Source organism: Duganella sp. Dugasp56 (genome assembly GCF_047304105.1).
Classification (GTDB): domain Bacteria; phylum Pseudomonadota; class Gammaproteobacteria; order Burkholderiales; family Burkholderiaceae_D; genus Rugamonas; species Rugamonas hordei.
Genome location: NZ_JBGLYQ010000012.1, coordinates 99,700 through 112,736, shown reverse-complemented (window position 1 = coordinate 112,736; position 13,037 = coordinate 99,700). Strand labels below are relative to the sequence as shown.

Here is a 13,037-nt window from a genome sequence, read left to right as displayed (position 1 = left end):
CGTTATTTGGCGTTGAAGAATACCTGCTGCACGAACGCAAGCACGTCGCTGCGCGCCTGTACTGCCGCCGCCGTGTTGCGGCCGACGTGCAGACCGTATCGGGTGCACTTCTTGAAGAAGTCGGGGAGGGCTGCGGAAGCCAGATCGGCACCGGTCAATTCCGAATGGATGGTCCAGCTTGCGATATCCCATTGCACCGTGCCGCAGGGTATGGCGCTGGGCGCCTTCGGCAGGATATGCAGCGGATAGGTTGCATCGAACGAATGGTAAGCGTTGGCATATTTGATGGTGCGGATCGAGGCGCCGGCGGTTTCGTACTGTGCCGCCAACTGCTCGCACGATTCGGCGCCGGTGTAGTCGTCTGCCGCTCCCAGCAGGTTTAGTATCGGCCCTCCGGTCAGGCGCGGCGACCAGTAGACCTGATTGCAGCCGGCATACACCGGTATGTGCAGCGCGAATTTGACATCGGACTTGATCACCGCGTGGCGCAGCGGTTCGATGGCGGTGCGGAAGGCCACCGAGCCGCCGCGCGAAAATCCCATCACGCCGATGCGGTCGGCATCGATGCGCGGGTCCGCTGCAAGCAATTGCAACGCCTGGAACGCGTCAATCAGATTGGCGGCCGGCGACAACAGGGTCTGGTCGGCGACAGTGCTGGTGATGCCGCGCGGCCCGAAGGTGTCGACCACCAAGGTCGCCACGCCAATGCCGTTGAGGGCATCCACCCACATCCGCGTGTTGCCCTCGACGCCGGCGCTGCCGTGCATCAGGATCATGGCCGGCACTTTCCCCGATGCGGAGGGAAGCTTCAGGTCGGCCCAGATTTTTTGCGGCGTCCAGTTCTGGCGGCGTTCGCGAGCCAGGTCGAACATGGTCGGCGGGGTGTAGCTGTCGAATGTAATGCGCTCGCCGGCGGGGGACTCGGCACGCGTCGTCGGCATCGCAAGGATAAGTACGCTCATCAGCAATGTGCGCAGCAGTGCCGTGAAGATCGCTTCCTTATGCATGTTTTGCCTGAGATGTTATTTAGTTGTCATTAATTATATGACACTTTTAATCTCGGCTGGATTAGTTCAGTGCGTTGCGCATCAAGGTGCGCAGGTTGCAGTCGCGCTGCCACTCGATGCGCTCTTCGCTGCTGACGGCCAGGCGGGTGAGTTCTTCGTCGCTTTGTTCCGACTGGGCCAGCACCAGGCGGTGGGCCAGGCCGGCGTCGGGCAGCATGGTGCCGAAGAAGGCCACCAGTTCGTGATGCTGGATCAGCAGCGTGGGGAAGTTTTCCACGTCCAGGTCGCCCACCACGTCCGCGTGATCTTCGATGTCGATCCAGACGAAGAACTTGTCCGGATGGCGCGAGGCCACCTCGTCGAACGTCGCGCGGTAGGATTCGCAGGTGCCGCACCACGCGGCGCACAGGCACGCGACGATCCAGCGGTCGCCCGCCAGCGCGGCGGCGATTTCCTCGCGATTGTCGGAATTCAGGGTCAAACTGTGCATGGTGTTGGTTTGCTAGCGGCGGCCTCGGCGCCTGATGGGCGTATTCTACATGCCCGCGCGGGGTCGCGCCTGCCAGCCCGCCGGGTTAAAATACGGGATGCCTATTATTCTTGCCATTGAAACCTCTTCCGAACAAGCCTCCTGCGCCCTGCAGCGGGGCGAAACCGTCATCAGCCGCGTCTCCGAGGGCGTGCGCACCCATTCGCAATCGGTGCTGCCGATGATCCAGGAACTGCTGGCCGAGGCCGGCATCGCGCTGAAGGACTGCGACGCGATCGCTTTCGGTTCCGGCCCCGGTTCGTTCACCGGCGTGCGCACGGCCTGCGGCATCGCCCAGGGGCTGGCGTTCGGCGGCAACCTGCCCGTGGTGCCGGTCGTGACCTTGGATGCGATGGCGCTGGCCTGCCATCAGCAGCAAGGTGCTCCCGAGGTGCTGGCCGTGCTCGACGCGCGCATGGGCGAGGTCTATTGGGCGCAATACCGTTTTGATCGCGACGCCGCGCCGGTCGCCGTGCTGCCGCCTGCGCTGTCGGCGCCGGACGGCGTGCAGCCGCAGGGCGCGCCTGCCGCTTGCGGCAACGGCTTGTCGGCCTATGCCGAGGCGTTTCCGGCAGGTGGCCATGCCGCCATCATGCCGCACGCGGCGCAGATCGCGCAGCTGGCCGCGATCGCCTTCGCCGAAGGCAGGACCGTGACCGCTGCCGAGGCGCAGCCGCTGTATTTGCGGAACAAGATCGCCTACACCCAAGCCGAGCGGCGCGACATGGCGGCCGCCAAAGCCGCTGAAGGTGGCGCATGAAGCAAATGTGGGATCTGGCACGTCTGAATTACGAGCCAATGCAGCCGGCCGACCTGGTCGACGTGGTGGCGCTGGAGGAAAGTGTTTATCCGCATCCGTGGACGGCGGCCAATTTTGCCGATTCGCTCAGCAGCCAGTACGAGGCTTGGGTGCTGCGCGACCAGAATGGCGATCTGCTGGGTTATTTCCTGCTGATGGCGATCGTCGACGAGGCGCATTTGCTGAACGTGGCGGTGTCGGCCGAGAAGCAGGGGCAGGGGCTGGGCAGGTTCCTGCTGAACCAGGCCGTGGCGTGCGCGCGCGGGCTGGGCATGGAGTCGGTGTTGCTGGAAGTGCGGCCATCGAATACGCGGGCGCTGGAGATTTACGAGCGCTACGGATTTAAACATATCGGCCGGCGCAAGGGGTATTACCCAGCCGCCAATCAGCAACGCGAGGACGCGATCGTTATGCGGTTCGAAGTATGAGTCAGATGACAGTACGCAGTGCGGTGTTCCTGGAGGAGATGGGCGTCGGCGCGCAATGGACGTTGCGCGACAGGCCCGTCGCCGAGGCCGCGCCTGAAACATTCGTGGTGGACGAGCCGGAGCCGGCCGAAGTGGCGGTTGCGCCTGTCGTTCCGCCGTCGATGCCGGAGCCGGTCGCGGAAGTCGTCATGGCGCCAGCTCCAGTCCCCGCTCCAGCGCCAGCGCCAGTCGCAGTCGCCGCGCCGGAAGACGAAGACTCCACCGCCTGGTTCGACGAGGCGCCGGCACCGGCACGCCCGGAGCCGGTCAGCGACGAAGCGATCGCCGCGATGGACTGGCCGGCCTTGAAGGCCGCCGTCGCCAGCTGCACCCGCTGCGGCCTGTGCGAAACGCGCCGCAACGCGGTCAACGGACGCGGCGCCGACGGCGCGTCGTGGATCGCCGTCATCGCCGCGCCATCGCGCCTGGACGAGAAAGACAAGCAGCCGGTAGCGGGCGAAGCAGGGCAACTGCTGGACAATATGCTGAAGGCGATCGCGCTCAAGCCGGAGTCCGACGTGTATGTGACCAACCTGGTCAAATGCCGACCTGCGGGCGCCGACGGTGCGGACCGCGCGCCGTCCGGCGAGGAACTGCTGGCCTGCCGTCCGTTCTTCGAACGCGAGCTGGCGCTGAGCGGCGCGACGATGGCCATGACCTTCGGCCAGTATGCCGCCAAGGGCCTGATGATGGGCCCGGCCGCGCGCGGCAAGGTGATGCGCTACGGCGCCGGCGAACTGCCGGTGGTCGCCACCTATCACCCGGACGACCTGCTGCGCAAGCCGGAAGACAAGGCCAAGGCCTGGGCCGACCTGTGCCTTGCCAGGACAGCCCGTGACTAGCCAGCCGCCCGACGCGCTCGATAATTACCAGGCGCGTTTCGAGCGGCGCTGGAGCCATCTGACCCGGCCGCACGTGCGCGCGCTGGCCTGGCTGCTGGACGCGCCCGATCTGCTCGACCCGGCCTCGCCGCACTGGCAGGGCCGCATCGCCAGCCTCGGCGCGATGGCGCCGGAAACCGCCGACTGGCTGGCCGCCCTCGAGCAAGACCCTATCCCGTTGGAGGCGGCGCTCGGCACGCGCCACTATTCCCGCCTCGGCCTGTATGCCGAAAAGCTGATGGCCTTCTACTTTGCCGAGCACGGCAAGCTGGTGGCGCACGGCCTGCAGGTGCGCGCCAACCGCAACGACACCGTCGGCGAGTTCGACTTCCTGCTGCGCGACGGCGACGACCTGGTCCACATCGAATTCGCCACCAAGTTCTACCTGCTGGACGCCGGCTCGGCGGGCGCGGATTTCAACGGCCTGATCGGCCCCAACCTGGCCGATACGCTGGGGGCCAAGATGCGCAAGATCTTCGACAAGCAGTTGTCGCTGGCCAGCCATCCGGCCGCGCAGCCGCTGCTGCCGCAGCCGGTGGCGCGGGCGCAGGCGCTGGTCAAGGGCTGGTTGTTCTATCCCGGCGGCGAGGGCGCGCCGGCGATGTCCGGCATCTCGCAGCCGCACTGCCATGGCGACTGGATCACGCTGCGGCAGGCCGAAGACCTGGCGGGCGATTGCTACGCCATCATGCCGCGCCTGCACTGGCTGGCCCCGCTGAAGATGCGGGCCGATGGCGTGGCGATGAACAAGCAGGAGTTGCTGGCCGCGCTGGGCGAGCACATGGCGCGGCTTGCCGCGCCGGTGATGGTGGCTGATCTGCGGGAGGAAGGGGATTGGCTGGTGGAGCGACGGCGGGGCTTTGTGGTCCCGGACGACTGGCGCTCTCAAGCCGCGCAGCGCCGCCGGGACGGGACGCTGCCGGCCTAGACAGATTTAATGCTTGGCTTCGCCGATCAGCGCGACGGAATCGAATTCGCGCTGGTTGGCCGCATGCTTGCGCATGATGACGAACATGGTGCCGGCCAGGAACAGGCCGAACAGCACGATGATGATGTCCAGGTTCAGGTGGCCGCGCAGCATCAGCGAATACACGGCCAGCATGGTCAGGATCGACAGGTTCTCGTTGAAGTTCTGCACCGCGATCGAGTGGCCGGCGCTCATCAGCACGTGGCCGCGGTGCTGCAGCAGCGCGTTCATCGGCACCAGGAAGAAGCCGCCCAGCAGGCCGACCAGGATCAGCAGCGGATAGGCCAAGGTCACCGAATGCACCAGCGTCATGCTCATGACGATCACGCCCATGGCGATGCCCATCGGGATCACCTTCAACGACTTGCGCAGCGAGACGAAGCGCGCAGACAGCACGGCGCCCAGCGCCACGCCGATCGCGACCACGCCCACCAGGCTGGTCGACTGCTCGTAGCTCAGCTTGAGCGTGCGGTTGGCCCACTCCAGCACGATGAACTGCAAGGTTTGCGCGGCGCCCCAGAACAGCGTGGTGACCGCCAGCGAGATCTGGCCCAGCTTGTCTTTCCACAGCAGGCCGTAGCAATTGGCGAAGTCGGTGATCAGCTTGATCGGATTGCGTTCCTGGTGGCCGTAGACGCAGCCGGTGTCCGGGATGCGGGTATTGAACAGCGCCGCCAGCATATAGATGCCGACCACCACGCACAGCGCCGCCTCGGGCGGGGTGTCGATGCCGGTGTCTATCATCGGTATGTCGAAGCCGAGCAGGAACGACGATACCTGGCCGCCCACCAGCTTGCCGCCCATGACGGTGCCGAAGATGATCGACATCACGGTCAGGCCTTCAACCCAGCCATTGGCGGCGACAAGTTTCTCTGCGGGAAGTAATTCGGTCAGGATGCCGTATTTGGCGGGGGAATATACTGCGGCGCCAAAGCCGACCAGCGCGTAGGCCAGCAGCGGATGCACATGCGCGAATATCAATAAACAGCCGGCTACTTTAATCAGGTTAGAAATAAACATAACCTTGCCCTTGGGCATGGAGTCGGCGAAGGCGCCGACAAATGCTGCCAACAGCACGTAAAACAGCGTAAACGACAGCTTCAGTAGCGGCGTGATCCACGCCGGGGACTTCATCGTTACCAGCAAGTCGATCGCAACAAAGAGCAGCGCATTATCCGCCAAGGACGAAAAGAATTGCGCTGCCATAATGGTATAGAAACCACGATTCATTCTGGGATGCCTGAAAACTTATCTGGCTTGCTTTATACCATGCTTTGATCGTATTCCCAAGAATTGACCCGGACGGACCTGCCCGCACACGGTAAAATACGGCCTTCTAATATTCTGTTCGGAATGCTCATGCCAAGGCCGATAGTCGCTACCATTCACGTCGATTCCATCAAGCACAACCTGGCAGTGGCCAAGCAGCGCTCGCCCGGCGCCAAGGCGTGGGGTGTGCTCAAGGCCAATGGCTACGGCCATGGCCTGGAACGCGTCATGCGCGGCCTGGCCGAGGCCGACGGCCTGGCGCTGGTCGAGTTCGACAACGCGGTGCGCCTGCGTGAAATGGGCTGGAAAAAGCCCATCCTCTTATTGGAGGGATTCTTCGGTCCGGCGGATTTGAAGACCATGGCCGGCTACGACCTGCAGTCCGCCGTGCATTGCACCGAGCAGCTGGAGTGGCTGGAAGCGGCGCAGGAAAGCCTGAGCGCGCGCGGCATCAAATTTGACCTGCATCTGAAAATGAACACCGGCATGAACCGTCTCGGCTTCATGCCGGACGCCTACGCCGCCGCCCATGCGCGCCTGAGCGCGATTTCCTGCGTCGGCAGCATCACGCTGATGACCCATTTCGCCAACGCCGACGACGTCGACCATCCGCTGATGCCGATCACCGAGCAGATCCGCCGCTTCGAGCTGGGCGCGGCCGGCTTGCCGGGCTTGCGCAGCCTGTCGAACTCGGCCGGCGTGCTGCTGCATCACGATACCTTGCGTAACGACTGGGTGCGTCCCGGCATCATGCTGTACGGCGGCACGCCGGGCGGCGGCACCGCCGAGGAGTTCGGCCTGCAGCCGGCGATGACCTTGAGCAGCGAACTGATCGGCATCCAGGACATCGCCGCCGGCGACGCGGTCGGCTACGGCAGCCGCTTCCAGGCCGAGGGGCCGATGCGCATCGGCGTGGTGGCCTGCGGTTATGCGGACGGCTATCCGCGCCACGCGCCGCTGGGCACGCCTGTGCTGGTCGACGGCGTCAAGACGCGCCTGGCGGGCCGGGTGTCGATGGACATGCTGACCGTCGACCTGACCGACCTGCCGTCGGCGCGCGTGGGCAGCAAGGTCACGCTGTGGGGCCGGGGCTTGCCGATCGACGACGTGGCCGAATCGGCCGGCACCATCGGCTACGAGCTGATGTGCGCGCTGGCGCAGCGCGTGCCGGTGGTCGAGGGCTGAGGAGAGGATTCAATACGTGGCCAAGCCCAAGACCAACTATACCTGCAGCGAATGCGGCGGCACCGCCACCAAGTGGACCGGCCAGTGCTCGTCCTGCCAGCAGTGGAACACGATGGTGGAAACCGTCATCGAGGCGGGCGGCAACAACCGCTATTCGCAGCCGCAGCACCTGTCGCTGGCGCAGACGGCGCCGGTGCTGTCGCTGGCCGATATCGACGCCATCGACGTGCCGCGCTTCGGCACCGGCATCGAGGAATTCGACCGCGTGCTGGGCGGCGGCCTGGTGTCCGGCGGCGTGGTGCTGATCGGCGGCGACCCCGGCATCGGCAAGTCGACCCTGCTGCTGCAAGCGCTGGCCAACGTCTCCCACCTGAAAAAAGTGCTGTATGTCAGCGGCGAGGAATCCGGCGCCCAGATCGCGTTGCGCGCCAAGCGGCTGAACATCGACGCGCGCGACCTGAAATTGCAGGCTGAAATCCAGCTGGAAAAAATCCTCGGCACGCTGGCCGACCTGAAGCCGGAAGTGGCGGTCATCGATTCGATCCAGACCGTCTATTCGGACGCGCTGAGCTCGGCGCCCGGGTCGGTGGCGCAGGTGCGCGAGTGCGCGGCGCAGCTGACGCGGGTGGCCAAGCAGACCGGCATCACCATCATCCTGGTCGGCCACGTGACCAAGGAAGGCGCGCTGGCCGGTCCGCGCGTGCTCGAGCACATCGTCGATACGGTGCTGTATTTCGAGGGCGACAACCATTCGAGCTTCCGTCTGGTGCGGGCGATCAAGAACCGTTTCGGCGCGGTCAACGAGCTGGGCGTGTTTGCGATGACCGAGAAGGGCTTGAAGGGCGTGTCCAATCCGTCGGCGCTGTTCCTGTCGCAGCATGACAATCAGGTGCCGGGTTCCTGCGTGATGGTGACGCAGGAGGGCACGCGGCCTTTGCTGGTGGAAATCCAGGCGCTGGTCGACGCCAGCCACCTGCCTAACGCGCGCCGTTTGTCGGTCGGTCTGGAGCAAAATAGGCTGGCGATGTTGCTGGCGGTATTGCACCGTCACGCGGGTATCGCGGCGTTCGACCAGGACGTGTTCATCAATGCCGTGGGCGGCGTCAAGATCACCGAACCGGCGGCCGACCTGGCGGTATTATTAGCAATTAACTCGTCGATGCGCAGCAAGCCCTTGCCGCGCGGATTCGTGGTGTTTGGCGAGGTCGGCCTGGCGGGCGAGATCCGGCCGGCGCCGCGCGGACAGGAGCGCCTGCGCGAGGCGGCCAAGCTGGGCTTCTCGATGGCGATGATACCGACCGCGAACGCGCCCAAGCAGCCGATCGAGGGCATGACCATCATCGCTGTTGATCGTATCGATGACGCCTTCAATAAGCTGCGCGAAATCCAATAACGTTGTATTGTTACGGGTTGTAATCGGTAATACTGAATAACAAGTAATAAAGGACAGGATAGTGTTAGTTGATCAAAGATCGATGGCGCGCAAGATCGTGCGCGCCAAGGTAGTCTTGGCGATGGATGGCATGCCGCCCCAGCAGGGCAGGACGATCGATATCAGCTCCAACGGACTCTCGCTCACGTTCGACCATAAGCTGGCCGTCGGGCACATGGGTCAGGTATCGTTTGAATTGTTCATCGACGGCAAGGCGCAGATTTTGAGCAGCCGTTCCAAGGTGAGCTACTGTATTTTCAGCGGCGACCATTTCAAGATCGGCCTGCAGTTCCTCAATCCGGACGCGGCCACCACCACCGCCGTCAATAAATTCCTTCGCTAGGCCCGACGTAGCGGGCCCTCGGGCGTATCGGGCGGTTGGCCTGCACCTGTTCCAGTGCATGCGCCAGCCAGCCGACGCAGCGTCCCAGCGCAAACAGGATGAAGGGCGCGTCGTCCGGCAGCTGGTGTGCCGCGGCGAGCAGCGTCAGCGCAAAGTCGATGTTCGGCAGTTCGCCCGCCTGGACTTCTGCCGCGGCGGCGAGGGCTGCATACGGTTCCATTTTCGGTAATAAATTCAACAGGGTACGCGCGCGCGAGTCGCCTTCCGGATACAGCGGATGGCCGAACGCGGGCAGCGGCCGGCCGCTTGCCAGCCATTGCCCGATGGCTGTTTCGGCGCCATGCAGCTTGGCGGCCTCGGTCAGCCTGGCGAACTCCGCCGAGGCGCCGCCGTGCAGCGGGCCGGTCAGCGTGGTGAAGCCGGCCAGCACACCGGCGGCCAACGAGGCGCCGGTGGAGATGGCCACCCGCAAGGCGAAGGTCGAGGCGTTCAGTTCGTGATCGGCCATCAGCACCAGCGCGCGGCGGATCATGTCTTCAGCGTCGGGACGCTGCCATGCTTGCGCCAGGCGCCGGCTGATGGTGCAGGCCCCGTCCGTCGGCGGTCCTGTCATCGCCTGCGTCAGCGTGGCCAGCACGCAGGCGGCCTCGGCGCGCAAGTCGGCGGCGGGCCGGCCCAGTGTAGGCGGATCGCCGGCACTGCGCAGCGCAAGGGCGAGCAGGCCGGCGCCCAGCGCGCTGTCGGTCACGATTGGTGCAGCGGAATCGGCCAGCGGCAGCGACGGCGGCTGACCGGGCTCGGATTGCCACAGCAGCATGGCGATATCTTCCAGCGTGGCGGTGGCCGACAGTTCTGCGGCGTCCTGGCCGCGATAGAAGAGGCGGCCGTTGTGCACGGTGGAAATGGCGGAGGGCAGCACCGGGTCGCCCCATTGCATGGCCTGCGCGGAGACGACGTCGATCTTGCGGCGGCCGTTGCTGCGCTGGGCCATGCGCGCGATATCGTCGCGGTGGTAGAGGCTGCGGCGCGGATCGGCATCGTCGGTCTTGGCGCGGATCTTGCCACGGCTGACGTTGGCGTACAGCGTTTGCGGGCGGACATTCAGTACCTTCAAGGCTTCCGCCGCTGTCATCCACACCATTGCAGATTTCCTATGTTGACACTTCAAGTCAAGATTGACGCCCCCTGCGGGCAGTCCTAAGCTGGGACAGCATATCAATTCCCGGAGCGCTCATGTCTAAAATGTTAGAGGCTGTCTGGTCGTCGCTGGCGTTGCCGCCGTCGGCGCTGCAGGCAGTCGATTTTACCGGCGAAGGCGCGTTGCCTTCATGTTACGCGGTGACGGACCTGGCGGCGGCGTCGGTGGGCGCGGCGGCGCTGGCGGTGCGCGAGCTGATCGCGGCACAGGGCGGACGGCCGGCGCGCGTGCGGGTGGACCGGCGGCTGGCGTCGTTATGGTTCAGCTGGTCCATCCATCCGGTGGGTTGGGAGCGTCCGCCGTTGTGGGACGCGGTGGCGGGCGACTACGCCACCGCAGACGGCTGGATACGCCTGCATACCAACGCCGTGCATCATCGGGATGCGGCGCTGGCGGTGCTGGGCGTTGCCGTCGACAGGGACGCGGTGACGCGGGCGGTGGCGCGCTGGCGCGGCGCCGAACTGGAGGCGGCCGTGGTGGCGCAGGGCGGCTGCGCGGCCATGATGCGGTCAAGCGCGGAATGGGCGGAGCACGAGCAGGGCAGGGCGGTGGCCACCGAGCCGCTGGTCGCGGTGGCGACCGCGCCGGGCAGCTTCAATGCCGGCTGGGCGGGGACGCCGTCGCGGCCGCTGGCGGGGCTGAAGGTGCTGGACTTGACGCGGGTATTGGCGGGGCCGGTGGCGACGCGCTTCCTGGCCGGCTACGGGGCCGATGTGCTGCGCATCGATCCGCCGGACTGGAGCGAGCCGGGCGTGATACCGGAGGTGACCTTGGGCAAGCGTTGTGCGCGGCTGGATCTTCGTTCGGAAGACGACAGGGCGATATTTTCCGGATTGCTGGCGCAGGCGGATGTGCTGGTGCATGGCTATCGCCCGGCGGCTTTGGAGCGGCTGGGATTCGGCGAGGATGTGCGCCGGCGCTTGAATCCGGGGCTGATCGACGTGGCGCTGGATGCGTATGGCTGGACCGGGCCGCTGGCCGGACGGCGCGGCTTCGACAGCCTGGTGCAGATGAGCGCGGGAATCGCGGACCGGGGCATGCGCTGGCAGGGGGCTGCAAAGCCGGTGCCGCTGCCGGTGCAGGCGCTGGATCATGCGACCGGCTACCTGATTGCCGCGGCGGTGGTGCGCGGGCTTTTACACCGGCTTGCAGATGGAAGCGTCGCGACCGCCCGCTTGTCGCTGGCGAGGACGGCGTTGCTGCTGGCGCAGATGTCGCCGGATGGCGGCGTGGACGCGGGCGCGTTGGCGCCGGCGAGCGATGCCGATCTGGCGCCGGCGCTGGAGCAGACCACGTGGGGACCAGCGCGCCGCTACTGGCCGCCGGTGGCGATCGATGGTGCGTCCATGGCCTGGGACCGGCCGGCCAGCGCGCTCGGTTCGGCGCCGCCCAATTGGTAGTAAAGCGGAGGTTCCAAAGCAGAAGCGCAAATCCCGTTCTGTTCGCCGCTTTGAAAATCCGCCGATGTTGCATACTACCTAACCAAACTCGGCGGAACGGACCATGGCCACCTCCAGCATCAACAGCACCACGAACACCGCCAATTCGGCGATATCGACCGACGTCTACAATCGCGTCCAGCAGACGATGGCGTCGCAGAACAGCGCCGCCACCAAGCTGAACACGACGCTGAAGAACGACCAGACCAAACTGTCGGCGCTGGGCCAGCTGCAAAGCGCGCTGGCCAGCTTCCAGTCGGTCGCGGCCAGCCTGAGCGGCAGCGGCCTGAGCACCAGCGCCGCCAGTTCGGTCAAGAGCGTGTTGACGGCCAGCTCCACCGGCACCGCCAAGGCCGGCACCTATGCGGTGGACGTCAAGCAACTGGCGCAGGGCCAGTTCCTGACCAGCGACGCCTTCCCCGCGTCCGACAGCAAGATAGGCAGCGGCGCCGCCACCACCGTCAAGATCGACTTCGGCACGGCCGGCGGCGACAAGGGCTTCGTCATCAACGGCACGGCGAGCAGCAAATCGATCACCATCGACAGCAGCAACAACACGCTGGACGGCATCGCCGCCGCGTTCAAGGCGGCCGGCGTGGACGTCAAGGTGGTCAAGGGCGACGACGGCAAGTTCTCGCTGGCGATCGCCGGCCAGAGCGGCGCCGCCAACAGCATGCGCATCAGCGTCAGCGGCGACGCGGCGCTGAAGGGCATGCTGGCCTTCGATCCCGACGGCAAGCAGGAACTCAAGCAGACCAGCGCCGCGATGGATGCCATCCTGACCGTCGACGGCAAGGACGTCACCAGCCCCAGCAACACGCTGGACAAGGACAAGGCCATCGCCGGCGCCACGCTGACCCTGACCGCCACCGGCAAGACCGACGTCACCATCACCCAGGACGCGAGCCAGATCGGCGCCAACCTGAAATCCTTCGTCAGCGCCTACAACGACCTGAACAAGAAGCTGCAGGCGCTGCAAAAGGGCGACCTGAAGTCCGACACGGCGATGGGGCAGGTCACCAGCCAGTTCAACCTGCTGCTGAAAACCGGCGGCGGCAGCGTCTCGATTTCGGCGCTGAACGCGGCAGGCGTCACCCAGGACAGCAGCGGCAACCTGGTGGTCGACGATAAGAAACTGCAGGCCGCGCTGACGGCCGATTCGTCGGCGGTCGGCAAGCTGTTCACCAACAACGGCAAGGGCATCGCCGACCTGATGGCCTCCAAGGCCGGCGCGCTGACCTCGGACAGCAGCGTCATCAGCAAGGAGGCCAGCCTGGTCAGCCGGGACATCACCAACATCAACAACAAGCGCACCGTGCTGACCAAGGCGCTGACGGCGCAGGCCACCGCGCTGGCGGCGCTGTACACGGCGCAGGCGCAAACCGGCGCCGGCAGCGCGTTGAACGGGGCTGCGGGTAGTTCCGGCAGCTTGTTCGACATGCTGGGTTGACCGCAACGACCTATTTTTAACGAATTCCTTGCATCGAAACTGGCTATGCCCGATCATCACGGCTTGTGAAT

General features: G+C 65.5%; 13 protein-coding genes. 9 read left to right on the top strand and 4 right to left on the bottom strand.

What is annotated here, in order from left to right:
• Positions 1-2: 2 nt before the first annotated feature.
• Together ACCD07_RS10740 and ACCD07_RS10735 are read right to left on the bottom strand one after the other, a co-directional pair.
• Complete coding sequence (locus tag ACCD07_RS10740) at positions 3-962, bottom strand: dienelactone hydrolase family protein (RefSeq protein ID WP_413447332.1); 960 nt, start codon at positions 960-962, stop codon at positions 3-5.
• Positions 963-1,068: 106 nt separating this feature from the next.
• On the bottom strand, positions 1,069-1,497 hold the full coding sequence (locus tag ACCD07_RS10735; protein WP_176653859.1) for a thioredoxin family protein: 429 nt from the start codon (positions 1,495-1,497) through the stop codon (positions 1,069-1,071).
• Positions 1,498-1,594: 97 nt separating this feature from the next.
• Here ACCD07_RS10735 and tsaB point away from each other — a divergent pair, with 97 nt between their 5' ends.
• Genes tsaB through ACCD07_RS10715 form a run of 4 tightly spaced genes read left to right on the top strand, consistent with a single transcriptional unit; the run spans position 1,595 to position 4,611 of the window.
• Positions 1,595-2,296 (top strand): tRNA (adenosine(37)-N6)-threonylcarbamoyltransferase complex dimerization subunit type 1 TsaB, encoded by a 702-nt coding sequence (gene tsaB, locus ACCD07_RS10730; RefSeq protein WP_413447331.1) that lies wholly within the window; start codon positions 1,595-1,597, stop codon positions 2,294-2,296.
• On the top strand, positions 2,293-2,763 hold the full coding sequence (rimI, locus tag ACCD07_RS10725; RefSeq protein ID WP_413447330.1) for a ribosomal protein S18-alanine N-acetyltransferase: 471 nt from the start codon (positions 2,293-2,295) through the stop codon (positions 2,761-2,763). The genes tsaB and rimI overlap by 4 nt, the downstream gene beginning before the upstream one ends.
• Before the next feature lie 5 nt (positions 2,764-2,768).
• Positions 2,769-3,644, top strand: coding sequence for a uracil-DNA glycosylase family protein (locus ACCD07_RS10720; RefSeq protein WP_413447329.1), 876 nt, complete (start codon positions 2,769-2,771; stop codon positions 3,642-3,644).
• Positions 3,637-4,611, top strand: a complete 975-nt coding sequence (locus ACCD07_RS10715; protein WP_413447328.1) for a DUF1853 family protein — start codon at positions 3,637-3,639, stop codon at positions 4,609-4,611. Before ACCD07_RS10720 ends, ACCD07_RS10715 begins: the two co-directional genes overlap by 8 nt.
• A 6-nt stretch (positions 4,612-4,617) precedes the next feature.
• Here ACCD07_RS10715 and lplT read toward each other — a convergent pair whose 3' ends face one another.
• Entirely contained in the window at positions 4,618-5,880 is a 1,263-nt protein-coding gene (gene lplT / locus ACCD07_RS10710; RefSeq protein ID WP_413447327.1) for a lysophospholipid transporter LplT, read from the bottom strand.
• Positions 5,881-6,009: 129 nt separating this feature from the next.
• On the opposite strand from lplT, the gene alr reads away from it, so the two are divergent.
• The 3 genes from alr to ACCD07_RS10695 all read left to right on the top strand — a co-directional run bounded on the left by alr (position 6,010) and on the right by ACCD07_RS10695 (position 8,879).
• On the top strand, positions 6,010-7,104 hold the full coding sequence (alr, locus tag ACCD07_RS10705; RefSeq protein WP_413447326.1) for an alanine racemase: 1,095 nt from the start codon (positions 6,010-6,012) through the stop codon (positions 7,102-7,104).
• Positions 7,105-7,120: 16 nt separating this feature from the next.
• Positions 7,121-8,497, top strand: coding sequence for a DNA repair protein RadA (gene radA, locus ACCD07_RS10700; protein WP_176653866.1), 1,377 nt, complete (start codon positions 7,121-7,123; stop codon positions 8,495-8,497).
• 82 nt (positions 8,498-8,579) lie between these two features.
• Positions 8,580-8,879, top strand: coding sequence for a PilZ domain-containing protein (locus ACCD07_RS10695; protein WP_353402360.1), 300 nt, complete (start codon positions 8,580-8,582; stop codon positions 8,877-8,879).
• Here ACCD07_RS10695 and ACCD07_RS10690 read toward each other — a convergent pair.
• Positions 8,860-10,020, bottom strand: a complete 1,161-nt coding sequence (locus ACCD07_RS10690) for a citrate synthase family protein (protein WP_413447325.1) — start codon at positions 10,018-10,020, stop codon at positions 8,860-8,862. The two genes, ACCD07_RS10695 and ACCD07_RS10690, sit on opposite strands and share 20 nt — an antisense overlap.
• A 101-nt stretch (positions 10,021-10,121) precedes the next feature.
• On the opposite strand from ACCD07_RS10690, the gene ACCD07_RS10685 reads away from it, so the two are divergent.
• Positions 10,122-11,477, top strand: a complete 1,356-nt coding sequence (locus ACCD07_RS10685) for a CoA transferase (RefSeq protein WP_413447368.1) — start codon at positions 10,122-10,124, stop codon at positions 11,475-11,477.
• A 103-nt stretch (positions 11,478-11,580) separates the two neighbouring features.
• Positions 11,581-12,966 carry a flagellar filament capping protein FliD gene (fliD, locus tag ACCD07_RS10680; protein WP_176653869.1) on the top strand — a complete coding sequence of 462 codons (1,386 nt, stop codon included), beginning with the start codon at positions 11,581-11,583 and terminating at the stop codon, positions 12,964-12,966.
• Positions 12,967-13,037 lie beyond the last annotated feature (71 nt).

Excerpts from the sequence above, each read along its gene's own strand:
- ACCD07_RS10740 (WP_413447332.1), bottom strand. The coding sequence starts at position 962 with ATGAGCGTACTTATCCTTGCGATGCCGACGACGCGTGCCGAGTCCCCC.
- ACCD07_RS10735 (WP_176653859.1), bottom strand. The coding sequence starts at position 1,497 with ATGCACAGTTTGACCCTGAATTCCGACAATCGCGAGGAAATCGCCGCC.
- tsaB (WP_413447331.1), top strand. The coding sequence starts at position 1,595 with ATGCCTATTATTCTTGCCATTGAAACCTCTTCCGAACAAGCCTCCTGC.
- rimI (WP_413447330.1), top strand. The coding sequence starts at position 2,293 with ATGAAGCAAATGTGGGATCTGGCACGTCTGAATTACGAGCCAATGCAG.
- ACCD07_RS10720 (WP_413447329.1), top strand. The coding sequence starts at position 2,769 with ATGACAGTACGCAGTGCGGTGTTCCTGGAGGAGATGGGCGTCGGCGCG.
- lplT (WP_413447327.1), bottom strand. The coding sequence starts at position 5,880 with ATGAATCGTGGTTTCTATACCATTATGGCAGCGCAATTCTTTTCGTCC.
- alr (WP_413447326.1), top strand. The coding sequence starts at position 6,010 with ATGCCAAGGCCGATAGTCGCTACCATTCACGTCGATTCCATCAAGCAC.
- ACCD07_RS10695 (WP_353402360.1), top strand. The coding sequence starts at position 8,580 with ATGGCGCGCAAGATCGTGCGCGCCAAGGTAGTCTTGGCGATGGATGGC.
- ACCD07_RS10690 (WP_413447325.1), bottom strand. The coding sequence starts at position 10,020 with ATGGTGTGGATGACAGCGGCGGAAGCCTTGAAGGTACTGAATGTCCGC.
- ACCD07_RS10685 (WP_413447368.1), top strand. The coding sequence starts at position 10,122 with ATGTTAGAGGCTGTCTGGTCGTCGCTGGCGTTGCCGCCGTCGGCGCTG.
- fliD (WP_176653869.1), top strand. The coding sequence starts at position 11,581 with ATGGCCACCTCCAGCATCAACAGCACCACGAACACCGCCAATTCGGCG.